The organism is Burkholderia multivorans ATCC BAA-247 (assembly GCF_000959525.1).
Classification (GTDB): Bacteria; Pseudomonadota; Gammaproteobacteria; order Burkholderiales; family Burkholderiaceae; genus Burkholderia; species Burkholderia multivorans.
Genome location: NZ_CP009832.1, coordinates 2,707,763 through 2,730,696 on the forward strand (window position 1 = coordinate 2,707,763; position 22,934 = coordinate 2,730,696).

Genomic DNA, 22,934 nt, shown 5'->3' on the forward strand with positions numbered 1-22,934 from the left:
CCATGACGGGCGCGGCGGCGCAAACGCTGCCGCGCGGCGGTTCAGACGTCAGAGATGCGATGAAAGGCGACCGCGGCGGGACTCAGGCGTCCTGCTCCTGCCCGAGGTCGCGCTGATACTCGAGCCCTTCCGGGCGCGCACCGCCCTGGTTGTGATCGCCGTCGGATGGCGTTTCGCCGGGCGCGCCGGCAGGCGGTGCGGATGGTGCGTCGGTCGGTGGACGCGAGCGGTCGTTGCCTGCGTCGGGCGGCCGGTGCGAGAACCGTTTCGAACGACGCATGACGGGATGTCTCATAGCATGCGATGCGGCACGAGGCCGTCGTTGAAACAAGTGATGACAAAACAGTTTAGGCAGCTTCGTTTTGCGCAACGGTAACAAAACCCTTCAATTTGTAACGCTTCGACCCCTGCCTCGTCAACTCGCCCACAATGGCGGCGCGCGTGCGCGCGGGCCGGAGCGGCTGGCGGGGTTCGTCGATGCAAGGCGTGCCGATGCAGGAAGCGCCTACCGGCCGCAGTGGCCAGCCGCCCCATTTGTCAAAGCTTTGCAGTTTTCCTGTGACGATTGCGAAACAATGACACGGCGCGTGCCGCGCACGCGTCGCCGCTTCCCCAGACAGGATTTGCACTCAGGGATGAACACTCGTTTCGAATCGCCGTACCGGGCCATGCCGGTGCGCATCGCGCTGGCCGTCACCGCTGCGGCCGCATTGCTGTCCGGCTGCAATTCGCTGTACAGCGAAGGTGCGACGGCCGGCGCCGGTATCGCCGGCGCCGCGATCGCCTCCAAGGTTACGAACAACGCCGCCGTCGCGACGGGCATCGGCCTTGGCGCGGTCGCCGGCGCACGCGCGGGCGTGCAGTACACGCAGCGCGTCGCGCACCGTTATACGCAGGAACAGATCGCGAAGGCCGCGGGCCCGCTGGACGTCGGTGGCGTCGCGCCGTGGTCGACGAATCATTCGTTTCCGATCGAGGACGACGAGCACGGCCGCGTGACGGTCAGCCGGATGATCAGCGTCGGCCCGCTCGACTGCAAGGAAATCGTGTTCGCGGTCGATACGCCGGCGAAGCCCGACAAGCCTGCGCAATCGGCGTTCTACGTCGCCACGATCTGCCGCGACGGCCCGGTCTGGAAATGGGCCTCCGCCGAACCCGCGACGGAACGCTGGGGCGCGCTGCAATGAGCGTCGCGATCCGTATCGCGGCGCTCGGCGCGCTGTGCGCGACGGCCGTCGCGCTGTCGGGTTGCGGATCGGTCGGCGCGGCGAGCGGTGCGCTCGCGGGCGCGGCGACCGGCCTCGTGACCGCGAATCCGGCGGTCGGCGTCGGGGTCGGCATCGCGGTGCAGGCCGCGACGGACGAAGCCGTGAACCGCACGATGAAGCAGCTCCATCAGAACCAGCAGGATGCGATCGCGCAGGCGGCGGGCAGCCTCGCCGTCGGCGAAGTGAAGCCGTGGAAGGTCAAGAACACGATTCCGCTCGACAACGGCGAAGGCGAAGTGCGCGTGACGCGCGCCTATTCGACTGCCCTCGCGCTCTGCAAGGAGTTCGCGTTCTCGGTGAAGGACGGCGACAAGGCCGACTGGTATTTTGCGAATGCGTGCCAGCAAGGCACGCGCTGGAAATGGGCGTCGGCCGAACCGGCGGTCGATCGCTGGGGCAATCTGCAGTAACGGCGGTGTCCATGCACCGCCGCCGATGCGCGGCGCAGCGGGCCGGGGCAGCGTTCCGGCCGGCGTGCTTCAGGACTCGACGTCCTCGAGACTGAAGATCTCCGTCTGATCGTTATACGAGAAGATCTCGCCGTACCGCCCCCAGTCGATCACCGCGTCGAGCGTTTCCTCCGCCGCGCCGTCCGACAGGAAATCCTCCAGCTCCTGCTCGAAGCGCACACGCGGCGCGCGATGGCCCGGCCGCTCGTTCAGCACCTTCTTGATCCGCGCGGCCAGCGGCACGTGCTTGAGCAGATGGTCCGCGAACATCAGCTTGCGCTCCTGCGTGCCGAATTCCGCGAACACGCGCCCCGGCGGCGTCAGGAACACGTCGCCTTCGCGCACGTCGGCAAAGCCCAGATGCTGCAGCACTTCCGCGATCGGGAACAGATCGTCCACCTCCAGATGCAGCGAGCGCGCGATCTCGGGCATATCGGCACGGCCGTGATACGGCGCCATCGCGAGCGTCTCGATCAGGCCCGCCATCAGGTTCGTCGAGACCTGCGGCAGCCAGCTGCCCAGTTCGAGCCCCTTCTTCGTCGCCTCGCCGATCTGGCGCGCGGTCATCTTCGCGTAGATGTCGTCGACGAGTTTGCGGAATGCCGGATCCAGCCGGTTGCGCGGATGCTTGAACGGCACCTTGATCTCGGCGATCACGCGCCCCGGATTCGACGACAGCACCAGAATCCGGTCGCACATGAACACCGCTTCCTCGATGTTGTGCGTGACGATCAGCACCGACTTGATCGGCATGCGGCCCTGCGTCCACAGATCGAGCAGATCGGTACGCAGCGTCTCGGCCGTCAGCACGTCGAGGGCGGAGAACGGCTCGTCCATCAGCAGGATCGTCGGATCGACGACGAGCGCGCGCGCAAAGCCCACGCGCTGGCGCATGCCGCCCGACAGCTCGCGCGGATACGCGTTCTCGAAGCCGTCGAGGCCGATCAGGTCGATCGCGGCGAGCGCGCGCTCGCGCCGCTCGCGTGCGCCGACGCCGAGCGCCTCGAGGCCGGCCTCGACGTTCTGCAGCACGGTGAGCCACGGGAACAGCGCGAACGTCTGGAATACCATCGCGACGCCTTCGGCCGGCCCGCGCAACGGCTTGCCGAGATACGTGACTTCGCCGCCGGTCGGCTCGATCAGCCCCGCGATGATGCGCAGCAGCGTCGACTTGCCGGAACCGGAACGGCCGAGCAGCCCGACAATTTCGCCTTCGCGCAGCGACAGGTTCGCGTCGTCGAGCACGAGCAGTTCGCCCTGCGTCTTGTTGAAGCCGCGGCAAACGTGCTCGACGCGCAGGATTTCTTCGCCGATGCGCGGCGGCTGGGGCGTCTGAACGGGGGCGTTTACAGCATTCGGATTGTGCATCGCGTTTCGCTCTCAATCAGTCTCAGTCGAGCCGCAGCTTCGCTTCGGCGAAGGCATACAGCGGGCGCCACAGCAGGCGGTTGAACAGCGTGACGAACAGCGACATCACGGCGATGCCGAGGATGATCTTCGGGAAATCGCCGGCCGCGGTCATTTGCGCGATATACGCGCCGAGGCCGTGCGCAACGACTTTCGTGTCGCCCCACTGCACGGCTTCCGACACGATGCTCGCGTTCCACGCGCCGCCCGACGCCGTGATCGCGCCCGTCACGTAGTAAGGGAAGATGCCCGGAAGAATCGCCTGCCGCCACCATTGCCAGCCGCGAATCCGGAAGTTCGTCGCCGCCTCGCGATAGTCGTTCGGATAGGACGTCGCGCCGGCGATCACGTTGAACAGGATATACCACTGCGTGCCGAGCACGATCAGCGGCGACAGCCAGATGTCCGCGTTCAGGTGAAAGCGCGCGATCACGATCACGAACACCGGGAACAGCAGGTTCGCCGGAAACGCGGCGAGAAACTGCGCGAGCGGCTGCATCTTCTCGGCGAGCGCCGGACGCAGCCCGATCCATACGCCGATCGGCACCCACACCACCGATGCGATCGCGATCAGCACGACCACGCGCAACAGCGTGATCAGCCCGAGCACGAACACGTGACCGACCTCGTCCATCGTCACGCCGGTCGCGACGAAGCTCGTCACGCGCCACAGCACGTAGGCAGTCGCGAGCAGCACGACGACGGCCCATGTGACGTCCGCGACGCGCGACGCCTTCTTCTCGACGCGCGGCAGCGTGAAGCGCATCGCGCGCGTCGGCGAAAGGCGCAGCGGAATGCGCGCGGCCTTCGCGAACAGCCAGCCGGCCGGCACGAGCAGCTGATGGATCAGCCGCGTGCGGCGCACGAGATCGAGCAGCCACGATTCCGGCGCGTTGCCCGAGCTCGTGTTCTCCATGCGGAACTTGTCGGCCCACGCGACGAGCGGCCGGAACAGCAGCTGGTCGTAGGCGAGGATCACGACCGTCATCGCGAGAATCACCCAGCCGACCGCGCCGAGGTTGCGCTCGACGATCGCCTCCGCGAGGTACGCGCCGATGCCCGGCAGCGTGATGGTGTGGTTGCCGACCGTGATCGCCTCCGACGCGACGACGAAGAACCACCCGCCCGACATCGACATCATCATGTTCCAGACCAGCCCCGGCATCGAGAACGGCACCTCGAGCTTCCAGAAGCGCTGCCAGCCGGTCAGGTGAAAGCCGCGCGACACCTCGTCGAGATCGCGCGGCACCGTGCGCAGCGACTGATAAAAGCTGAACGTCATGTTCCACGCCTGGCTCGTGAAGATCGCGAAGATCGCCGCGAGTTCGGCGCCGAGCACGCGGCTCGGGAACAGCGCGAGGAAGAACGTGACCGTAAACGAGATATAGCCGAGCACCGGCACCGACTGCAGGATGTCGAGGATCGGGATCAGCACCATGCCGGCGCGGCGGCTTTTCGCGGCGAGCGTGCCGTACACGAGCGTGAACGCGAGCGACGCGACCATCGCGGCAAGCATCCGCAGCGTCGTGCGCAGCGCATATTCGGGCAGGTTCGACGGATCGAGCGAGATCTTCTGCGACTGCAGCGTGCCGATCGGCGCCATCGTCTCGTGGAAGCCGACAACGGCCATCGCGATCAGGCAGATGATCAGCGGAAACGCGATAAAGTCCCACCGGTTCGGCAGGACGCGCCACGCGGACGCGTTGGCGGTCCGGTTCGGATCGAATCCGACGTCCATCAGGCGCCCTCTCCGGTTAGGCCGAACGAAGCCGGCAGACGATGTTGATTCATGGCTAAGCGCACGGGCGCGGTAATTCGGTTGACTCACGATCTCACGCAGGCGCGGCGCGCTGCGTGCAAGCTGCGCCGCCGCGCGTGCTCCGGCCGAGTCGGCCCGCGACGGCACGACACTACACCAACCCGTATGTCAGGTCCAACCGTCCTGCGGGCGGCAGGCGGCGCCGCAGCGGCGCACGGAGCGTACCCGGCGCGCGGCCGGACGGGCAGGCGCGCGGGGTCGGGCAGCCCGGCCGCAGTCCCGGCCGGCATGCAGGCCCCGAATTATGCCGTGATCCGGCCCGGCCGTGAACCCGCCCGATCCGGCCCGCGCGCAAACCGTGTGCGGCGTCAGCAAGCGGACACGGCGAAGCGGGTATGATCGGGGCTTGCCCCATCGGGGTCGATCGACGCGCAGGAGGAAGGGAATGGCAGGAAACTTGGTAATCGTCTGTCGCGATCAGGACGCCGATGCGTTCTACGAGCTGATGCAGGAATACGGGTCGTTTCAGACGCGGCTGTCGTCGACGGCGTGGTATCTGAACATGAACGTCGTGCCGGAATCGTTGCAGGACGAGATCCTCGAACGCCTCGGCCGCTATACGACCGTCTATATCTTCGAGGCCACCAGCGTGACCTACAACACGATCGACAGCAACGCCGCCGAGACGCTCGGCACGCTGTTCGGCGAGTGACGCCGCGCGGCGCCCGCCCGGGCGCCGTTTCGGCCGCTTACGCCGCCTGCGCGTGCGGCTCGCCCTTCGGCACCGCGTCGAACGGGAACGTCATCGCGACGCGCAGCCCGCCTTCCGGACGGTTGCCGATGTCGCACGTCCCGCCCAGCCTGAGCACCAGCCGCTCGACGATCGCGAGCCCGAGCCCGCTGTGGCCGTTGCCGCCGCGCGCCGGATCGAGGCGTACGAACGGCCGCGTCGCGGCCGCCAGATCGCGCGGCGCGATCCCGCTGCCATGGTCGCTGACGGCCAGCACGTAGCCGGCCGGCGTGCGCGCGGTTTCGACGAGCACGGGCGGCGCGCCGTACGCATGCGCGTTGTCGAGCAGGTTCGACAGGATGCGGTCGAGCGTCGCGGTCGGCAGACAGAAGCCGGGATCGGCGGCGAGCCGCGTCTGCACCGTCGGCGCGTTCGGCGCGACCGCGCGATAGGTGCGCGCGATCCGCTCGCAGGCCTGGTCGACCGGCACCGGCTCGCTGCGGTCGGCGCCGCCGTGCGCGAACACGAGGAACTGGTCGACGATATGCGTCATCGAGTCGACATCGCGCACGACGCCGTCGCGCAGACGCGCATCGTCCATCATTTCGGCGCGCAGCCGCATCCGCGCAAGCGGCGTACGCAGGTCGTGCGCGACACCCGCCAGCATCACCGCGCGGTCGTTTTCGGCCTGCGACACCTGCTCGACCATCTGATTGAAACCGTGCGTGAGCTGGCGCAGTTCGCGCGGGCCGCGCTCGCGCAGCGGCGGCACAGGCTGCCCGCGGCCGAAGCGCGCGACCGCGCGTGCGAGCGAGCGCAGCGGCTGCTGCAGCTGCCATGCCGCGAACAACGCGGCGATCACGCCGGCCGAGAAAATCGTGCCGAGCCACAGCAGCATCCGGTCGAGCGAGCGCGGCGGCCGCAGCGGCTGCACCGGCACGACGATCCAGCTACGGTCGCTCGGCTCCTTCACCCATAGCACGGGCGGCCGGCCCGGCGCGCCGATCCGCACCTGCGTGCCGGGCGGCATCCGCTCGCCGACGTCGTCGCGAAAGCGCTTGAGCGGCGCCGGCAGCGGCGGGTCGTCGTCCTTCGGCACGTCGGGGCTGTCGGGTGCGACGAGCCGCACGCGCGACGGCAGCGGCTGATCGGGCGAACGCGCGACGTGCTGGCGCACGGCGTCGACGAGGAACGCGGCCTCCTCGACCGCGTAACGCGTCTGCATCTGATTGCGTTCGAGCCGCATCGCGAAATACCACGCGAAGTGCGACAGCAGCAGCACGCCGACGACAAGCAGCGCGAGCCGGCCGAACAGCGAATCAATGGGTTTGCGCATGGGCCTCGCCGTCGGGCACGAACACGTAGCCGCGCCCGCGGACCGTCTGGATGAAGCGCGGCGTCGACGGATCGGTCTCGAGGATGCGGCGCAGGCGCCACACCTGGACGTCGATGCCGCGGTCGGTACCGTCGTACTCGGGCCCGTGCAGCAGCTCGAGCAGCCGCTCGCGCGTGAGCGTGCGCAGCGCGTGGTTCACGAAAATCTTCAGCAGCGCGAATTCGCTGCTCGACAGCGTCGCCGGCTTGCCGTCGATCGACAGCGTGCGCGCCTGGAAGTCGAGCACGAAGCGGCCGAATGCGAACGGCTCGCGCTGCTCGGGCGCGGCGGCCGACGGCGTCGCGCGGCGGCGGCGCAGCACGGCCTGCACGCGTGCGAGCAGCTCGCGCGGATTGAACGGCTTGCCGAGGTAATCGTCCGCGCCGAGCTCGAGCCCGACGATGCGGTCCACGTCGTCCGCGCGCGCGGTCAACATGATCACGGGGATGTCGTCGCCCGACGCGCGCAGCTGACGCAGCGCGGTGAGGCCGTCCACGCCCGGCATCATGAGGTCGAGCACGATGAGGTCGGGGCGCTCGCGCTCGAGGCGCTTTTCGAGCGTTGCCGCGTCGTGCAGCACGGACACTTCCATCCCCTGGCGCACGAGATAGTCGCGCAGCAGGTCGCGGAGTTCTTGGTCGTCGTCGACGATGAGGATCTGGGTAGTCATGGCTCGAAGTTTACCGCGCACGGGCGGCGTCGAAGAACGAAACAAAGGGACGAAAGGGTTACTGCGGGTTACCGTGCAAGCGAACTGTAATGGGCGGTAACCCGGCCGCCACCCCGCGTAACATCGGCCGGCGCCTGCGCCGCTAACCTGCGTCTTACCGGATGCGGCAGGCGGGTCGCCCCGCGGCCGCATCGCCGGACCCTCTGAATACAAGGAGTTTCTGAAATGTATAAGAAGACTTCCCGCGTGGCCATGGCGGCCGCCACCGTGCTCGCCCTCGCATTCGGCACCGCGCATGCCGCCCAGTCCGCCGACGCGCCGCCGCAACGCGGCCCCGGCATGCACCACATGCACGATCACGACGGCGGCCCGTTCGGCGTGATGCTGAAGCTGCACGATCAGCTGAAGTTGAACGCGTCGCAGGAACAGCAGTGGCAGACCGCGCTCAACACGATGAAGCAGAACCGCGAAGCGATGCGCAAGAGCCACGAACAGATGCGCGAGCAATTCAAGGCGCAGCAGAACCAGCCGATCCTCGACCTGAACGCGATGCACACGGCGCGCCAGCAGGCCGAGCAGCAGAACGCACAGCTGCGCGAGCAGACGTCGGCCGCATGGCTCGCGTTCTACAACGGGCTGAACGACCAGCAGAAGGCCACGGTCAGCACCGCGCTCAAGCAGCAGTTCGCACGCATGGAACAGCGCCACGAGCAGATGAAGGCGCGCTGGCAGCAGCATCGCGAAGCCGCGAAGGCGGCGAAGGCCGCTTCGGCGCCGGCGCAGTAAGCGCCCGGCTCGCCGCCGCGCGCGGCGGCGCGGGGGGACGCGGCCTTACGGCCGGCGTCCCCTGTTTCGTTTCAGGCGTCGTGGCCGGCCACGTCGAACAGCAGAACCTCGGCCTCGCGCCCCTGTGTCAGCGCAACGGTATCGACGCCGGCGATCCGCACGCCGTCGCCCGCGCCCAGCGGATGACCGCCGATCTCGACGTCGCCGCGCACGACGTGCGCGTAGACCCGGCGCCCGGCCGGCACGGCGTGGACGACACGCTCGTCGCCGTCGATCAGTGCCGCGAAGATGCGTGCATCGGCGTCGACGCGCAGCGCCCCGTCGCGCGCGTCCGGCGACGCGATCGGCTGCAGCCGGCCGCGCTTGTCCTCCTCGGCGAAATAGCGATGCGCGTAGTCGGGCGCGCCGCCGCGCGCGTCCGGCGCGAGCCGGATCCGCAACAGCCGCACCGGCCGCTCATGCGACGCGTTGGCTTCGCTGACCATGATGCCGGCGCCCGCGCGCGTGCGCTGCACGCCGCCGGCGCGGACGATCGCGCCGTTACCGAGCGTGTCGCGATAGCCGAGCGCGCCGTCGAGCACGATCGTCAGAATCTCGACGTCGCGGTACGGCTGCATCCCGAACCCGCGCGTCGGCGCGATGCACGCTTCGGTGAGCTCGAGCAGCGCGCCGTAACGCGGCGGCACGCGGCCCGCGCCGTCGCACGGAAAACTGTGACGGGATTCGTGCCAGCCGTAGCTGCGCTGATCGCGATCGACGGCGCGGCGGATCTGGAACATGAGGCGACACTCCGTGAAACCTGTTTTTCTGGATAGGCTGCACTGTAGGGGCGCGCCGATTCGGCAACAATCCGCGCGCACGCACCGCATCGTTGCATTCGCGCACGCAATCGACGCAATGACCGTTGCCAATAGAACGATTACCGCAACAGCCGAAGCAAAGAATCGCGCGGCCGGCCCGATTGCCGTTTTCCGGGTATCGCGTTCGGGTAAAATACCGCCCTTTTGGCGTCCGCCGATCCGGCGGCCGCCGCCGCCAAAGCGCCGAACGGCGAATTTTGGCCGTCTAGAATACGCCGCGACGCCCGGCCCGACCGGCCGCGTGCGCGCCCGGAACGTCAGCAACAGAAGGATGGAAATGAAGAAGGCCGCCCTGTGCGCCGCCCTCGCCCTCGTGGCGGGCAGCGCCTTCGCGAAGGAGTGGAAGACCGTGCGGATCGGCGTCGACGCGAGCTACCCGCCGTTCGAATCGACCGCGCCGAGCGGCGAGATCGTCGGTTTCGATGTCGATCTCACGAAGGAAATCTGCAAGCGCATCGGCGTCAAGTGCGTATGGGTCGCGCAGGATCTCGACGGCATCATCCCGGCGCTGAAGGCGAAGAAGTACGACATCATCGTGTCGTCGCTGACGGTCACCGACAAGCGCCGCGAGCAGATCGACTTTTCCGACAAGGTCTACGACGCGCCGGCGCGGATGATCGCGAAGGCCGGCTCGCCGCTGCAGCCGACGGTCGCGTCGCTGAAAGGCAAGCGCGTCGGCGTCGAGCAGGGCTCGACGCAGGAAACCTACGCGAAGACGTACTGGGAACCGCAGGGCGTCACGATCGTTCCTTACCAGAACCAGGACCAGGTCTATGCCGATCTCGGCTCGGGCCGCCTCGACGCGACGCTGCAGGACGAACTGCAGGCCGACTACGGCTTCCTGCGCACGCCCCGCGGCAAGGGCTTCGCGTTCGCGGGCCCCGAGGTGAAGGATCCGAAGACGATCGGGGACGGCACCGCGATCGGGCTGCGCAAGGAAGATACGGACCTGAAGATCCGCATCAACAAGGCGCTGGCCGACATGCACAAGGACGGCACGTACGACCGTCTGTCGCACAAGTATTTCTCGTTCAGCGTCTACTCGGCGCGCTGAGCGCCGCGACGGGCGCAGCGGATGCGGGGGCGGCCCCGCCCCCGCGCAGTACAGGCAGTCAACCACGCGCCGCCCGCCCCTCGCCCGCCGCTTGCATCGCGGGCGCGCCCGGCTCCGATGCCGGGGCGGACGGCATGATACGTACGGGGCGTTCCGCGCAGCTTGGCGGGCGCGTCTTTCGCGGCGCAGCCGATGCGCCGTCAGGGACCACATATGTTTCTACAAGGTTACGGCCCGCTGATCCTCGCAGGCACCTGGCAAACCGTCAAACTGGCGGTGCTTTCGCTCGCGCTGTCGTTCCTGCTGGGTCTCGTCGGCGCGGCCGCCAAACTGTCCCGCAACCGCATCGCGAACGGCGTCGGCACCGTCTATACGACGCTGATCCGCGGCGTGCCCGATCTCGTGCTGATGCTGCTGCTGTTCTACAGCATCCAGATCTGGCTGAACATGGCGACCGACGCGCTCGGCTGGGATCAGATCGACATCGACCCGTTCCTCGCCGGCGTGCTCGTGCTCGGCTTCATCTACGGCGCGTACTTCACCGAAACGTTCCGCGGCGCGTTCCTGTCGGTGCCGCGCGGCCAGCTCGAAGCGGGCAGCGCGTACGGCATGACGAACTGGCAGGTGTTCACGCGGATCATGTTCCCGCAGATGATGCGCTTCGCGCTGCCGGGCATCGGCAACAACTGGCAGGTGCTCGTGAAGTCCACCGCGCTCGTGTCGATCATCGGTCTCGCCGACGTCGTGAAGGCGTCGCAGGATGCCGGCAAGGGCACGCTGCGGTTCTTCTTCTTCACGCTGATCGCCGGCGCGATCTACCTCGCCATCACGACGATCTCGAACTTCGTGCTGATGTGGCTTGAAAAGCGCTACTCGACCGGCGTCCGCAAGGCAGACCTATGATCGAACTCATCCAAGAATACTGGCGCAACTATCTGTACACCGACGGCTACCGGATCACGGGCGTCGCGATCACGCTGTGGCTGCTCGTCGTGTCGATCGGGCTCGGGTTCTGCCTGTCGGTGCCGCTCGCGGTCGCGCGCGTGTCGAAGCGCAAATGGCTGTCGCGCGCGGTATGGCTCTATACCTACGTGTTCCGCGGCACGCCGCTCTACGTGCAGCTGCTGCTCTGCTATACGGGCCTGTACAGCCTGCAGGTCGTGCGCGGCACGCCGATGCTCGATGCGTTCTTCCGCGAAGGCATGAACTGCACGCTGCTCGCGTTCACGCTGAACACCTGCGCGTATACCACCGAGATCTTCGCGGGCGCGATCAAGGCGACGTCGTACGGCGAGATCGAAGCCGCGCGCGCGTACGGGATGTCGACGTTCACGATGTACCGCCGCGTGATCCTGCCGTCCGCGCTGCGCCGCTCGCTGCCGCTCTACAGCAACGAAGTGATCCTGATGCTGCACGCCACGACCGTCGCGTTCACCGCGACCGTGCCCGACATCCTGAAGATCGCGCGCGACGTCAACTCGGCGACCTACATGTCGTTCCACGCATTCGGGATCGCCGCCCTGCTCTATCTCGTGATCTCCTTCACGCTCGTCTGGCTGTTCCGCCGCGCCGAGCGCCGCTGGCTCGCGTATCTGCGCCCGCAAGGCAAGTAAGTTTCCGCAGGACTATTCATGAATTCCCAGACCCAGAAGCTTTTCGTCGACGATCTTCACAAGCGGTACGGCAGCAACGAGGTGCTCAAGGGCGTGTCGCTGAAGGCGAACGCCGGCGACGTGATCAGCGTGATCGGCTCGTCCGGCTCCGGCAAAAGCACGATGCTGCGCTGTATCAACTTCCTCGAGCAGCCGAATGCGGGCCGCATCTTCGTCGACCGCGAGGAAGTGCGCACCGCGGCCGACAAGACGGGCGCACTGCGCGCCGCCGATCCGAAGCAGCTGCAGCGCGTACGCACGAAGCTCGCGATGGTGTTCCAGCACTTCAATCTGTGGTCGCACATGAACGTGATCGAGAACGTGATGGAAGCGCCCGTGCACGTGCTCGGCATTTCGAAGAAGGAAGCCGAGGAGCGCGCGCGCGAGTATCTCGAGAAGGTCGGGCTCGCGCCGCGCGTCGAGAAGCAGTATCCGTCGCACCTGTCGGGCGGCCAGCAGCAGCGCGTCGCGATCGCGCGCGCGCTGGCGATGCATCCGGACGTGATGCTGTTCGACGAGCCGACTTCCGCGCTCGATCCGGAACTCGTCGGCGAAGTGCTGAAGGTGATGCAGAAGCTCGCCGAGGAAGGTCGCACGATGATCGTCGTCACGCATGAGATGGGTTTCGCGCGCAACGTCTCGAACCACGTGATGTTCCTGCACCAGGGGCGCGTCGAGGAAGAAGGCGTGCCGGCCGACGTGTTCGCGAACCCGAAGAGCGAGCGCCTGAAGCAGTTTCTGTCGGGCAGCCTCAAGTAACGCGCCGCGCGTCCCGCCGCGCAAAACGAGCGCCCCGCGGTTCGCCGCGCGGCGCTCGTTTTGCGTTTACGTGGCGTCGACCGGCGCGTCGGCGGCGAATGCGCGCAAGGCGTCGCCCGCCAACCGGTAGCGCACCCACTCGCTCTGCGGCGCCGCGCCGACGCTTTCGTAGAAGCGGATCGCCGGTTCGTTCCAGTCGAGCACGCTCCATTCGAAACGGCCGCAGCCCGACTCGACGGCGATCCGCGCGAGCGTCTTCAGGAGCCGCAGGCCGGCGCCCGCGCCGCGAAAGCGCGGCGAGACGTACAGATCCTCCAGATACAGCCCCTGCCGACCGAGCCAGGTCGAATACGAGAAGAAATACACGGCGAAGCCGGCCGGCTCGCCGTCGACTTCGCAGATCAGCGCGCGCGCGGGCGACGCGTCGCCGAACAGGCTGCGCTCGAGCGATGCAGGCGTCGCGACGACCTCGTGCTCGGCTTTCTCGTAGACGGCCAGCTCGGTAATGAAACGCAGGATCAGCGGCACGTCGGCGACGGTCGCGCGGCGGATGTCGATTTGCACGGCAGGAGCCCTCCTTCGGCCCGGACGAAAACGGAGAGAGCGCCGCGATTCGCGCTGGCGCTCGTCGAACCGACATGCTACGTTCGCGTCGCGCCTGCAGGAAGTGCAGTTTTTTCATTCGGATCTGAACGCCATGCATCACGATTTGCGCCGTCTCGACCTGAACCTGCTGCTCGTCTTCGACGCGCTGTACCGCCACCGCGCTCGGTGGCCGCGGCCGCATACGAGCTCGCGATGAGTCCGTCCGCGCTGAGCCACGCGCTCGCACGGCTGCGCGACGCGATCGGCGACGCGCTGTTCGTGCGCCTCGGCAACGAGATGCAGCCGACCGTGCGCGCGGACGACATCGCGACCTGGGCCGGCGACGCGCTCGACGCGATGTCGAAAGGGCTCGCGCGGGCGCGGCGCTTCGATCCGGCGCACAGCGACCGCACCTTCGTATTCGCGGCGACCGACTACACGGCGTTCGCTGTGCTGCCGGCGTTCGTCGCGCAGATCCAGGAGGCGGCGCCGCGACTGCGGATCCGCGTCGTCCATTCCGACCGGAAGATCGCCGTCGACGAACTGGCCGCCGGCCGCATCGATTTCGCGCTCGGCTATCACGAGGAAGCGGTCGCCGATGCGCCGGGTATCGAAGACTTCGACTGGTTCGCGGACGACTATGTCGTGATCGCGAGTGCCGCCCACCCGACGATCCGCCGACGCCTGACGCTCGACCAGTATCTGGCGGCGCGCCACGTGGTCGTCACGCCGTGGAACGAATCGCGCGGCGTGATCGATTACGTGCTGGACCGGCTCGGCCTCGCGCGCGACGTCGCGGTGCAACTGCCGACCGTGCTGGCCGCGCCATTCATGATCGCGCAATCCGCGCTGCTGATGACCGTGCCGAACCGCGCCGCGCAGACGCTGCGGCACGCCGCGCCGATCCGCCTCTTTCCCGCGCCGTTCGAGATTCCGCGCTACACGCTGAAGGTCTACTCGCACGCGAAGCATGCGCGCACCGACGCGCACCGCTGGATTCGCGCGCGCCTGCTGGAGGCGCGGCCGCACGCCTAGCGCGCCGCACGGAGCGCGGCGAGACATCGCTGCCGAACGCGCGAGCGCATCCCTTACCCGCCGAAATCATTACGAATTACTTACCAATTCCGCGCTCTGCCCGCATACGCCGGCGTTTTATCGACGTCAATACTGGCAATCCTTGATCCCGATTCGCCGAAATCGTGTCTCCCTTGTCGGACAAGGGTTTTCCGGCGATCGGCGGCGCGCGCACGGCCGTCGCGGGCCGTGTTGCATGGCAATTTGGCGACACGTGTTAGTCAAACAACGATTTCCGTCGCCACAAAATTGTATTTTTGCTAAATTAGTAACCAAAGTAGCAAAACGAAGTGCGTGAAATGTAGTTTAGCTTCACGACACAACAAGGAGACCCCGCAGACCCACCCGGCCGCGCGGGACCGCTCAACGGCACTCCCGTCCGCTTGCCCCGCGTGCTGCGCCGACCCGGCCCTGCACGAGGTCTCCCTGGTTATCCCGCTTTTGCCCGCCGCTCGCCGCGTCGGGCATCTCGTGCAGTCTGGGTTGACTTTTTGACAGGGTATGGAGGAGATGATGAAGAAAGCTTTGGTCGCGGCCGCGCTGATGGCTGCTGGGGTGGTGACGGCGCATGCACAGAGCAGCGTGACGCTGTACGGTCGCCTGGATGCCGGCCTCGAATACATGAACGGCTTCCAAAACGGTCACCAATTCCGCGCGGAAAGCGGCGACTGGGGCACGAGCCTGTGGGGCTTGAAGGGCACCGAAGACATCGGCGGCGGCAACAAGATCCTGTTCCACCTGGAAGGCGCGTTCAACACGATGACGGGCGGCTTCAGCGGCTCGATCTGGGATCGTTTCGCGACCGTCGGTATCTCCAACGACCGCTACGGTACGCTGCTGCTCGGTCGCGAACTCGCGATCGCAAACGGCGTGTGGGACTTCGACCCGTTCGGCCAGTCGAACTGGTCGACCGCGTCGCTCGTGCGCGGCCGCAACTGGAACAAGACCAGCAACAACGTGTCGTATCAGTCGCCGCAGTTCTACGGCCTCGACTTCTACGGCCAGTTCTCGTTCTCGAACTCGACCAGCTTCAACGGCAACACGACGGCCGGCCAGCCGGGTCGTGCAGCCGGCGCGCAGATCACGTACACGAACTCGCTGTTCCAGTTGCGCGGCATCTATGACGAAACGCGCGACAGCAACGGCCGCTTCTCGGACGTGTTCAACTACTCGCGCGAATATTTCGCGGGCCTGAACGTGTTCCTCGGCCAGTTCAAGCTGCAGGCTGCTTACCAGGCCTCGCGCGCCGACGGCAGCGGCGGCCCCGCAGCGAACGCAGGCGTGACCGGCACCCAGCAAGTCTGGGGCGGCGTGACGTGGCAGGCGACGCCGGCCGCGGCACTGATCGCAGCCGTGTATCACGTGAACGCGAACCACGGCGGCGGCAACGCGAACATCTACACGGTCGGCGGCTCGTACAACATCTCGAAGCGCACGCTGTTCGACTTGCAGGTCGCGACGGTGCGCAACAGCTCGACGGCGAACTTCGGCCTGAACGCGAACCCGGCCGGCACGGCCGTGTCGACCGGCAACCCGCATCCGGGCGGCAGCCAGACCGGCGTCTACGCCGGCATCCAGCACCTGTTCTGATCAGGCGCCGTCCAAAGAACGATTCGACAACGCTTTCCACGCTGCTGCGAGAGGCGCGTATCGGTGCGGTACCCAATCGGGTATCCGCACCGTTTTTTATTGGCGGGCCGGATTGCGCGGCCCATGCCGTGAAGCGATGCGGCGCTCAGACGGCCGCTTCGTTCTCCTCGCCGGTGCGGATGCGGATCACGCGCTCGACGTCCGACACGAAGATCTTGCCGTCGCCGATCTTGCCGGTGCGCGCCGCACCGATCACCGCGTCGATGACCTGATCGACCTGCGCTTCGGCGACGACCACCTCGATCTTCATCTTCGGCAGGAAATCGACGACATATTCGGCGCCGCGATACAGCTCGGTATGCCCCTTCTGGCGGCCGAAGCCCTTCACTTCGGTCACGGTCAGCCCGGTAAGCCCCACTTCGGCGAGCGCTTCGCGGACTTCGTCCAGCTTGAACGGCTTGATGATGGCAGTGATGCGTTTCATGATGGTTGTCCCTCAATGCTCGTGTGGAATGAAAAATCGCGATCCCGATTGTAAGCCGCCGACGTCGCGCGCGGCTCAGTCAAGGCCTTCGCCGAGGCGTTCGCCAAGGCGTTCGCCAAGGCGTTCGGCAAAGCGCGACGTGATGGGATAACGCCAGTCGCGCCCGAACGCACGGTGCGTGACGCGAATCCCGATCGGCGCCTGGCGCCGCTTGTACTCGTTGAGCTTGATGAGCCGCGTCACGCGCGCGACGTCGGCCGGCGCGTAGCCGGCCGCGACGATTTCGGCGAGCGGGCGGTCCTCTTCCATGTACATCCGCATGATCGCGTCGAGCACGTCGTAAGGCGGCAGGCTGTCCTGGTCGGTCTGGTTCTCGCGCAGTTCGGCCGACGGCGCGCGCGTGAGGATCCGTTCGGGGATGATGTCGCGCCGCCCGTAGTCGGACGTCGCGTTCCGGTAGCGGCACAGCCGGTAGACCAGCGTTTTGGCGATGTCCTTCAGCACCGCGAAGCCGCCCGCCATGTCGCCGTACAGCGTGCAGTAGCCGACCGCCATCTCGCTCTTGTTGCCGGTGGTCAGCACGATCGAGCCGAACTTGTTCGACAGCGCCATCAGCAGCGTGCCGCGGATGCGCGCCTGGATGTTCTCCTCGGTCGCGTCTTCCGCGCGGCCCACGAATTCGGCGGCGAGCGCCGCCCGGAACGCGTCGAACATCGGCGCGATCGCGATCTCGTCGTAGCGCACGCCGACGCGCCGCGCCATGTCGGCCGCGTCCGTCGTCGAGATGTCGGCCGTGTAGCGCGACGGCATCATCACGGCGCGCACGCGCTCGGGCCCGAGCGCATCGCACGCGACGGCCAGCACGAGCGCCGAATCGACGCCGCCCGACAGCCCGATCAGCGCGCCCGGAAAGCCGTTCTTGCCGATGTAGTCGCGCACGCCGAGCACGAGCGCGCGATAGACCTGTGCCTCGACCGGCAGCGGCGGCGCGATCGCGCCGGGCAGCGGCCGCGCGCCGTCGAATTCGACGATCGCGTGCCCCTCGTCGAACTGCGGCATCTGTGCGACGAGCGTGCCCTGCCCGTCGAGCACGAACGAGCCGCCGTCGAACACCAGTTCGTCCTGCCCGCCGACGAGGTTCACGTACACCATCGGCAGCCCCGTCTCGCGGATCCGCGCGCGCAGGATGTCGACGCGCATCGCTTCCTTGTTCATGTGGTACGGCGAGCCGTTCGGGATCAGCAGCACCTGCGCGCCGGCCGCCTTCGCGATCTGCGCGGCCGACGCGTGCCACGCATCCTCGCAGATGATCACGCCGAATTTCACGCCGTTGAGCTCGAAGACGAGCGGCTCGGCGTCGGTCGCGAAATAGCGCTTCTCGTCGAACACCTCGGCGTTCGGCAGATCCTGCTTGCGGTAGGTGCCGACGATCCGGCCGCCGACGATCAGCGACGCCGCGTTGTACGTGTCGACCGGCGGCACGCCGCGCTCGATCGGGCGGTTTGCATTACCATCGACGCCTGGCGCACCGCGCAGCGGATGACCGACCAGCACCGCGAGCCCGTCGAGCGGCTTGAGCGCATCGGCGAGCGCGTCGAGCGCGGCGGCCGCTTCCGCGTAGAACGCGGGACGCAGCAGCAGGTCTTCCGGCGGATAGCCGGACAGCGCGAGTTCCGGCGCGATCATCAGGTGCGCACCATCTTCGTGCGCGGCACGGGCCGCCGCGACGATGCGCGCGACGTTGCCGGCAAAGTCGCCGACGGTGACGTTGATCTGGGCGAGAGCGAGTCGGGTCTTCATGACGGGAGCGGCGCAGCCGGGCGGCGCGCGGTGAACGGCTGACGAAAACGTCGCGGGGCGCGCACGCAACCGGCGACATCCAAACGGTACGGATTCACGCTTGAAACACGAACGCATCGATTATCGCACGGGCATCCTGTCGTCCCCGGCCGAGGTCGCGGCCGACGAATGGAACACGCTGCTCGCGCGCGACGCGCAGCCGACGCCGTTCCTGCGCCACGAGTTCCTCGACGCGCTGCATGTCGCGCGCTGCGCGGTCGACGAAACCGGCTGGTCGCCGCACTTCGTCACGCTGACCGACGCGCGCACGGGCCGGCTCGCGGCGGCCGCGCCCGTCTATGCGAAGCAGCATTCGTACGGCGAATACGTGTTCGACTGGGCCTGGGCCGACGCCTATCAGCGCAACGGGCTGTCGTACTACCCGAAGCTGCTGTGCGCGGTACCGTTCACGCCGGTGCAGGGCACGCGGCTGCTCGCCGTCGACGACGACGCGCGCCGCCGTCTCGCCGCGACGCTGCTCGCGTTCGCCGAGCAGAGCGACGCATCGTCGCTGCACGTGCTGTTCCCGACCGGCGACGAGGCGCGGCTGCTCGAATCGATGGGGATGATGCTGCGCGAAGGCGTGCAGTTCCACTGGGTCAACGACGGCTACCGGCACTTCGACGACTTCCTCGGCACGCTCGAACAGAAAAAGCGCAAGAACATCCGCGCGGAGCGCCGCAAGGTGCGCGACGCGGGCGTCACGTTCCGGCGGCTCACCGGCGAGCGCATTACCGATGCGGACTGGCGCTTCTTCACGCGCTGCTACCGGCAGACCTATCGCGAACACTATTCGAGCCCGTACCTGAATCTCGACTTCTTCCGCGCGATCGGCGCGACGATGCCCGAGAACCTGCTGCTCGTGATCGCCGAAGCCGACGGGCAGCCGATCGCGAGCGCGCTGGCCGTCTATCGCCGCGGCGAGCATGGCGGCGGCACGCTGTACGGCCGCTACTGGGGGGCGCTCGAGCACGTGCCCTGCCTGCATTTCGAGACGGCGTACTATCAGCTGCTCGAGTTCTGCATCGAAGCGGAACTCGACACGTTCGAAGGCGGCGCGCAAGGCGAGCACAAGCTCGCGCGCGGCTTTCTGCCGACCGTCACGCACTCCGCGCACTGGCTCGCGCATCCGGCCTTCGCCGACGCGGTCGCGCACTTTCTCGAACGCGAGACCGAGCATATCCACGCGTACGTCGACGAATTGCGCGAGCACGATCCGTTTCGGCGCAGCCGAAGCTAGCGTCGCCGCATCCCGCCCGACGTCTCGGCGCGACGTTCGTGCGGCAACGCGAACGTCGTCGATGCGCGGTCGATCGGTGCGCCGGCGCGATACGGAGGCTCGCGGTTCGCGATGTGGCACGAGACGACGCATCGGCAATCACGTCGCGACCCGGCCGGATTCCGCGCGTTCGTCGCCCCGCCCCGCGCGCGCCGCGTTCGCGCCCTTCGCCGCAATCGCCCGCGATCGCGCATGCCATTTCTGAGACACTTGCGGTTCCGCACTCCGCCGATTGGTCATGTCCTGGTTTCTGTATCTGATCGAATGCGTCGACGACAGCGTCTACACGGGCATCACGACCGACGTCGCCGCGCGCTTCGACGAACACGCGGCCGGCAAGGGCGCGCGCTACACGCGCTCGCGCAAGCCGCGCGCCGTGCTCGCGTCGTTTCCGTTGCCCGACCGGTCGATCGCGTCGAAGGCCGAATACTGGGTGAAACGGCTGACCGCCACGCAAAAGCGCGAACTGGCCGCCGGTATCCGGACGCTTGCGTCGGTCTTGCCGGCCGCGCTGTTCGCGGTCGAAGACGAAGTGGAGCGCGTTGCGGCCGGCCAGCCTCCGCGTACGGGTGCCGGCCGGCGACGTGGCGCGAAAGCATCGGTTGCCGTGGAGAAATCGGCCGACGCGATCGGGCCATCGAAGGCCGCACGCGGAGCGACGCGCGCGCAGCAGGCCACGGGGGCCGAAACGCCTGTCCCGGCCATCCGCAGCGCGAAAGCGCCGCAGGTCGAGAAGGCGACGAAGACGAAAAGGACGGCCAAGCCGACGAAGGTACCGGCGCCGGCACGCGCCGAAAAAAGCACAAAGCCTGCAAAAGCCGCACAACCGGCAACAGCCCCCAATGCCCCGACATCCGGACCGAAGCGCCCGCCATCCGCGCGCTCCATCGCCGCCGCGCCACGCAAAACCGGCCGCACAAAACAAAACCGCGCGGCCTCGTGACGAGACTCGCGCGGTTTGCCTGCACCGCGAACCGGCCGCCGGGCCGGCGCGCCGCTTACTTCTTGTAGTTCGCGACGCCGTCGGTGATTTCCTTGTGCGCGGCATCGATGCCGGCCCAGCCTTCGACCTTCACCCACTTGCCCTTCTCGAGCGCCTTGTATTGCTCGAAGAAGTGCTTGATCTGGTCCTTCAGGTACTCCGGCACGTCGTCGATCGACTTCAGGTTCGCCGTCATCGGGCAGACCTTGTCGTGCGGCACCGCGATCAGCTTCGCGTCGACGCCCGACTCGTCCGTCATCTGCAGCATGCCGAGCGCGCGCGAACGCACGATCGAGCCGGCCAGCAGCGGGAACGGCGTGATCACCAGCACGTCGACCGGATCGCCGTCGCCCGACAGCGTCTGCGGGATGTAGCCGTAGTTCACCGGATAGCGCATGCCGGTGCCGATGAAGCGGTCGACGACGAGGAGGCCCAACTCCTTGTCCGCCTCGTACTTCACCGGATCGCTCTGCGCGGGAATCTCGATGATCACGTTGAAATCTTGCGGCAGGTCCTTGCCGGCCGGAACATGATTGAAGCTCATGAACGCTCTCTGTTGGTCGATGGGAAGTCGGGACAGGGCCGCCGCGGCCGGTGCGCGACGCGGGCGTCCCCGCAGGGAATGCGCCATTATAGCCAATCGACCGGTGGCGTCCGGACGACGATCGGCCGATAATCGTTCCCGATGTCCGGCGCGCGGACACGATCCGGCGCGGCACCGCCGCGGCCGCCGCGACACGACAGCACGACTCCGACCCACCGACCGGCCTCGCAGCCGGGCACCGGCGCCACGTGGCCCGGCACGACAGGAGCAGGCATGGAAGAGGCAAAGCATTTCATCGCGGGCGAATGGACGTTGCCCGCGCAACTGGAAACGATCGCCGTCATCGATCCGTCCGACGGCCAGCCGTTCGCGACGATCGCGCGCGGCACCGCGCCGGACATCGAGCGCGCCGTCGCCGCCGCGCGCGACGCGTTCGCCGGTGCGTGGGGCGCCGCGAGCGCGGCCGAGCGTGGCCGCGTGCTGATGCGGCTTTCGATGCGCGTCGCCGATCATCTCGACGAACTGGCCGCGATCGAGGCGCGCGACACCGGCAAGCCGCTCAAGCAGGCACGCGCCGACGCAGCCGCGCTCGCGCGCTACTTCGAGTTCTACGCGGGCGCCGCCGACAAGCTGCACGGCGAAACGCTGCCCTATCAGGCCGGCTACACGGTGCTGACCGTACGCGAGCCGCACGGCGTGACGGGCCACATCGTGCCGTGGAACTATCCGATGCAGATCTTCGGGCGCAGCGTCGGCGCGGCGCTCGCGGCCGGCAACGCGTGCGTCGTGAAGCCGGCCGAGGACGCCTGCCTGTCGCTGCTGCGCATCGCGCAGCTCGCGGCCGAAGCCGGGCTGCCGGCCGGCGCGCTGAACATCGTCACCGGTTACGGCCACGAGGCGGGTGCCGCGCTCGCGCGTCATCCGGGCATCGACCACATTTCGTTTACCGGCTCGCCGGCAACCGGCAAGCTCGTCGCGCAGATGGCCGCCGAGAACCACGTGCCCGTCACGCTCGAGCTCGGCGGCAAGTCGCCGCAGATCGTGTTCGCCGATGCCGACCTCGACGCGGCGCTGCCCGTGCTCGTGTCGGCGATCGTGCAGAACGGCGGCCAGACCTGTTCGGCGGGCAGCCGCGTGCTGATCGAGCGCGCTGTCTACGAGCCGCTCGTCGAACGGCTCGCGACCGCATTCAACGGGCTGCGCGTCGGCCCGAGCCGCGCCGATCTCGACTGCGGCCCGCTGATCAACGCGAAGCAGCAGCAGCGCGTGTGGGACTTCCTGTCCGATGCGCAGCATGACGGCATTCCGATGGCCGCGCACGGGCAGGTCGTCGCGGACGCGCCGGAAACCGGCTTCTACCAGGCGCCCGCGCTGCTGCGCGACGTGCCGCCGTCGCATCGCCTCGCGCAGGAGGAAGTGTTCGGGCCCGTGCTCGCCGCGATGCGCTTCGCCGACGAAGACGAAGCGCTCGCGCTCGCCAACGGCACGCCGTACGGGCTCGTGGCCGGCATCTGGACGCGCGACGGCGCGCGTCAGATGCGGCTCGCGCGGCGCGTGCGCGCGGGCCAGGTGTTCATCAACAACTACGGCGCCGGCGGCGGCGTCGAACTGCCGTTCGGCGGCACCGGGCATTCGGGTCACGGTCGCGAAAAGGGCTTCGAGGCGCTGTACGGCTTCACCGCGCTGAAGACGATCGCGATCCGGCACGGCTGAGCGGCCACGCGGGCGGCGGCGCGCGCATCCGTGCATGCCGGCCGCGGTGCAGCGCATCGGCTGCGCAGCAATACG

The 22,934-nt window shown here is 67.7% G+C and carries 22 protein-coding genes and 1 pseudogene; 13 read left to right on the plus strand and 10 right to left on the minus strand.

The features are described from left to right. Positions 1 to 82 precede the first annotated feature (82 nt). Positions 83 to 280 (minus strand): hypothetical protein, encoded by a 198-nt coding sequence (locus NP80_RS25050; RefSeq protein WP_006398655.1) that lies wholly within the window; start codon positions 278 to 280, stop codon positions 83 to 85. A 355-nt stretch (positions 281 to 635) separates the two neighbouring features. On the opposite strand from NP80_RS25050, the gene NP80_RS25055 reads away from it, so the two are divergent. Next, positions 636 to 1,187: a hypothetical protein gene (locus NP80_RS25055; protein WP_006405717.1), complete on the plus strand. Its 552-nt coding sequence runs from the start codon at positions 636 to 638 to the stop codon at positions 1,185 to 1,187. Continuing rightward, positions 1,184 to 1,678, plus strand: coding sequence for a hypothetical protein (locus tag NP80_RS25060; protein WP_006405718.1), 495 nt, complete (start codon positions 1,184 to 1,186; stop codon positions 1,676 to 1,678). The genes NP80_RS25055 and NP80_RS25060 overlap by 4 nt, the downstream gene beginning before the upstream one ends. Positions 1,679 to 1,747: 69 nt before the next feature. Here the strand turns inward: NP80_RS25060 and NP80_RS25065 are convergent, their stop codons facing one another. Both NP80_RS25065 and NP80_RS25070 read right to left on the minus strand, forming a co-directional pair. Continuing rightward, positions 1,748 to 3,085 carry an ABC transporter ATP-binding protein gene (locus NP80_RS25065; protein ID WP_006398651.1) on the minus strand — a complete coding sequence of 446 codons (1,338 nt, stop codon included), beginning with the start codon at positions 3,083 to 3,085 and terminating at the stop codon, positions 1,748 to 1,750. 22 nt (positions 3,086 to 3,107) lie between these two features. Further along, entirely contained in the window at positions 3,108 to 4,862 is a 1,755-nt protein-coding gene (locus NP80_RS25070) for an ABC transporter permease (RefSeq protein WP_006409812.1), read from the minus strand. A 466-nt stretch (positions 4,863 to 5,328) separates the two neighbouring features. On the opposite strand from NP80_RS25070, the gene NP80_RS25075 reads away from it, so the two are divergent. Beyond that, positions 5,329 to 5,595: a double-stranded DNA-specific endonuclease gene (locus NP80_RS25075; RefSeq protein WP_006398649.1), complete on the plus strand. Its 267-nt coding sequence runs from the start codon at positions 5,329 to 5,331 to the stop codon at positions 5,593 to 5,595. Between the two features lie 37 nt (positions 5,596 to 5,632). On the opposite strand, the gene NP80_RS25080 is transcribed toward NP80_RS25075, so the two are convergent. Beyond that, positions 5,633 to 6,949 (minus strand): ATP-binding protein, encoded by a 1,317-nt coding sequence (locus NP80_RS25080; protein ID WP_006405798.1) that lies wholly within the window; start codon positions 6,947 to 6,949, stop codon positions 5,633 to 5,635. Then, positions 6,933 to 7,658: a response regulator gene (locus NP80_RS25085; RefSeq protein WP_006398647.1), complete on the minus strand. Its 726-nt coding sequence runs from the start codon at positions 7,656 to 7,658 to the stop codon at positions 6,933 to 6,935. The genes NP80_RS25080 and NP80_RS25085 overlap by 17 nt, the downstream gene beginning before the upstream one ends. Before the next feature lie 225 nt (positions 7,659 to 7,883). On the opposite strand from NP80_RS25085, the gene NP80_RS25090 reads away from it, so the two are divergent. Then, on the plus strand, positions 7,884 to 8,444 hold the full coding sequence (locus tag NP80_RS25090; RefSeq protein ID WP_006405799.1) for a Spy/CpxP family protein refolding chaperone: 561 nt from the start codon (positions 7,884 to 7,886) through the stop codon (positions 8,442 to 8,444). 71 nt (positions 8,445 to 8,515) lie between these two features. On the opposite strand, the gene NP80_RS25095 is transcribed toward NP80_RS25090, so the two are convergent. Next, positions 8,516 to 9,223: a pirin family protein gene (locus NP80_RS25095; protein ID WP_006405800.1), complete on the minus strand. Its 708-nt coding sequence runs from the start codon at positions 9,221 to 9,223 to the stop codon at positions 8,516 to 8,518. Positions 9,224 to 9,581: 358 nt separating this feature from the next. Here NP80_RS25095 and NP80_RS25100 point away from each other — a divergent pair, with 358 nt between their 5' ends. From NP80_RS25100 to NP80_RS25115, 4 genes are all read left to right on the plus strand, one after another. Next, positions 9,582 to 10,358: an ABC transporter substrate-binding protein gene (locus NP80_RS25100; protein WP_035947805.1), complete on the plus strand. Its 777-nt coding sequence runs from the start codon at positions 9,582 to 9,584 to the stop codon at positions 10,356 to 10,358. 213 nt (positions 10,359 to 10,571) lie between these two features. Then, complete coding sequence (locus NP80_RS25105; protein WP_006398643.1) at positions 10,572 to 11,261, plus strand: ABC transporter permease; 690 nt, start codon at positions 10,572 to 10,574, stop codon at positions 11,259 to 11,261. Next, positions 11,258 to 11,971: an ABC transporter permease gene (locus tag NP80_RS25110; protein WP_006398642.1), complete on the plus strand. Its 714-nt coding sequence runs from the start codon at positions 11,258 to 11,260 to the stop codon at positions 11,969 to 11,971. Before NP80_RS25105 ends, NP80_RS25110 begins: the two co-directional genes overlap by 4 nt. 18 nt (positions 11,972 to 11,989) lie before the next feature. After that, the gene (locus tag NP80_RS25115) at positions 11,990 to 12,769 is read left to right on the plus strand and encodes an ABC transporter ATP-binding protein (protein WP_006398641.1); all 780 of its coding nucleotides are present in this window, start codon (positions 11,990 to 11,992) and stop codon (positions 12,767 to 12,769) included. Between the two features lie 66 nt (positions 12,770 to 12,835). Here the strand turns inward: NP80_RS25115 and NP80_RS25120 are convergent, their stop codons facing one another. After that, positions 12,836 to 13,333, minus strand: coding sequence for a GNAT family N-acetyltransferase (locus NP80_RS25120; RefSeq protein WP_006411302.1), 498 nt, complete (start codon positions 13,331 to 13,333; stop codon positions 12,836 to 12,838). A gap of 133 nt (positions 13,334 to 13,466) precedes the next feature. Here NP80_RS25120 and NP80_RS25125 point away from each other — a divergent pair. Both NP80_RS25125 and NP80_RS25130 read left to right on the plus strand, forming a co-directional pair. Then, a pseudogene (locus tag NP80_RS25125) lies at positions 13,467 to 14,389 on the plus strand (LysR family transcriptional regulator). A 549-nt stretch (positions 14,390 to 14,938) separates the two neighbouring features. Then, complete coding sequence (locus NP80_RS25130) at positions 14,939 to 16,018, plus strand: porin (protein ID WP_006405804.1); 1,080 nt, start codon at positions 14,939 to 14,941, stop codon at positions 16,016 to 16,018. A 145-nt stretch (positions 16,019 to 16,163) separates the two neighbouring features. On the opposite strand, the gene NP80_RS25135 is transcribed toward NP80_RS25130, so the two are convergent. Then, entirely contained in the window at positions 16,164 to 16,502 is a 339-nt protein-coding gene (locus NP80_RS25135; protein ID WP_006398637.1) for a P-II family nitrogen regulator, read from the minus strand. Between the two features lie 75 nt (positions 16,503 to 16,577). Continuing rightward, positions 16,578 to 18,302: an NAD+ synthase gene (locus NP80_RS25140; RefSeq protein WP_006411306.1), complete on the minus strand. Its 1,725-nt coding sequence runs from the start codon at positions 18,300 to 18,302 to the stop codon at positions 16,578 to 16,580. Positions 18,303 to 18,402: 100 nt separating this feature from the next. Here NP80_RS25140 and NP80_RS25145 point away from each other — a divergent pair, with 100 nt between their 5' ends. Then, the gene (locus NP80_RS25145; RefSeq protein ID WP_006405806.1) at positions 18,403 to 19,581 is read left to right on the plus strand and encodes a GNAT family N-acetyltransferase; all 1,179 of its coding nucleotides are present in this window, start codon (positions 18,403 to 18,405) and stop codon (positions 19,579 to 19,581) included. A gap of 277 nt (positions 19,582 to 19,858) precedes the next feature. Beyond that, positions 19,859 to 20,563, plus strand: a complete 705-nt coding sequence (locus tag NP80_RS25150; protein WP_006411303.1) for a GIY-YIG nuclease family protein — start codon at positions 19,859 to 19,861, stop codon at positions 20,561 to 20,563. A 55-nt stretch (positions 20,564 to 20,618) separates the two neighbouring features. Here the strand turns inward: NP80_RS25150 and ppa are convergent, their stop codons facing one another. Next, positions 20,619 to 21,146 carry an inorganic diphosphatase gene (ppa, locus tag NP80_RS25155; RefSeq protein WP_006398629.1) on the minus strand — a complete coding sequence of 176 codons (528 nt, stop codon included), beginning with the start codon at positions 21,144 to 21,146 and terminating at the stop codon, positions 20,619 to 20,621. 273 nt (positions 21,147 to 21,419) lie between these two features. Here ppa and NP80_RS25165 point away from each other — a divergent pair, with 273 nt between their 5' ends. Further along, positions 21,420 to 22,859 carry an aldehyde dehydrogenase family protein gene (locus NP80_RS25165; protein WP_006405810.1) on the plus strand — a complete coding sequence of 480 codons (1,440 nt, stop codon included), beginning with the start codon at positions 21,420 to 21,422 and terminating at the stop codon, positions 22,857 to 22,859. The last annotated feature ends 75 nt before the right edge of the window (positions 22,860 to 22,934 follow it).

Excerpts from the sequence above, each read along its gene's own strand:
- NP80_RS25100 (WP_035947805.1), top strand. The coding sequence starts at position 9,582 with ATGAAGAAGGCCGCCCTGTGCGCCGCCCTCGCCCTCGTGGCGGGCAGC.
- NP80_RS25070 (WP_006409812.1), bottom strand. The coding sequence starts at position 4,862 with ATGGACGTCGGATTCGATCCGAACCGGACCGCCAACGCGTCCGCGTGG.
- NP80_RS25115 (WP_006398641.1), top strand. The coding sequence starts at position 11,990 with ATGAATTCCCAGACCCAGAAGCTTTTCGTCGACGATCTTCACAAGCGG.
- NP80_RS25085 (WP_006398647.1), bottom strand. The coding sequence starts at position 7,658 with ATGACTACCCAGATCCTCATCGTCGACGACGACCAAGAACTCCGCGAC.
- NP80_RS25090 (WP_006405799.1), top strand. The coding sequence starts at position 7,884 with ATGTATAAGAAGACTTCCCGCGTGGCCATGGCGGCCGCCACCGTGCTC.
- NP80_RS25135 (WP_006398637.1), bottom strand. The coding sequence starts at position 16,502 with ATGAAACGCATCACTGCCATCATCAAGCCGTTCAAGCTGGACGAAGTC.
- NP80_RS25110 (WP_006398642.1), top strand. The coding sequence starts at position 11,258 with ATGATCGAACTCATCCAAGAATACTGGCGCAACTATCTGTACACCGAC.
- NP80_RS25105 (WP_006398643.1), top strand. The coding sequence starts at position 10,572 with ATGTTTCTACAAGGTTACGGCCCGCTGATCCTCGCAGGCACCTGGCAA.
- NP80_RS25055 (WP_006405717.1), top strand. The coding sequence starts at position 636 with ATGAACACTCGTTTCGAATCGCCGTACCGGGCCATGCCGGTGCGCATC.
- NP80_RS25060 (WP_006405718.1), top strand. The coding sequence starts at position 1,184 with ATGAGCGTCGCGATCCGTATCGCGGCGCTCGGCGCGCTGTGCGCGACG.
- ppa (WP_006398629.1), bottom strand. The coding sequence starts at position 21,146 with ATGAGCTTCAATCATGTTCCGGCCGGCAAGGACCTGCCGCAAGATTTC.
- NP80_RS25075 (WP_006398649.1), top strand. The coding sequence starts at position 5,329 with ATGGCAGGAAACTTGGTAATCGTCTGTCGCGATCAGGACGCCGATGCG.
- NP80_RS25165 (WP_006405810.1), top strand. The coding sequence starts at position 21,420 with ATGGAAGAGGCAAAGCATTTCATCGCGGGCGAATGGACGTTGCCCGCG.
- NP80_RS25080 (WP_006405798.1), bottom strand. The coding sequence starts at position 6,949 with ATGCGCAAACCCATTGATTCGCTGTTCGGCCGGCTCGCGCTGCTTGTC.
- NP80_RS25130 (WP_006405804.1), top strand. The coding sequence starts at position 14,939 with ATGATGAAGAAAGCTTTGGTCGCGGCCGCGCTGATGGCTGCTGGGGTG.
- NP80_RS25095 (WP_006405800.1), bottom strand. The coding sequence starts at position 9,223 with ATGTTCCAGATCCGCCGCGCCGTCGATCGCGATCAGCGCAGCTACGGC.
- NP80_RS25150 (WP_006411303.1), top strand. The coding sequence starts at position 19,859 with ATGTCCTGGTTTCTGTATCTGATCGAATGCGTCGACGACAGCGTCTAC.
- NP80_RS25065 (WP_006398651.1), bottom strand. The coding sequence starts at position 3,085 with ATGCACAATCCGAATGCTGTAAACGCCCCCGTTCAGACGCCCCAGCCG.
- NP80_RS25140 (WP_006411306.1), bottom strand. The coding sequence starts at position 18,302 with ATGAAGACCCGACTCGCTCTCGCCCAGATCAACGTCACCGTCGGCGAC.
- NP80_RS25050 (WP_006398655.1), bottom strand. The coding sequence starts at position 280 with ATGCGTCGTTCGAAACGGTTCTCGCACCGGCCGCCCGACGCAGGCAAC.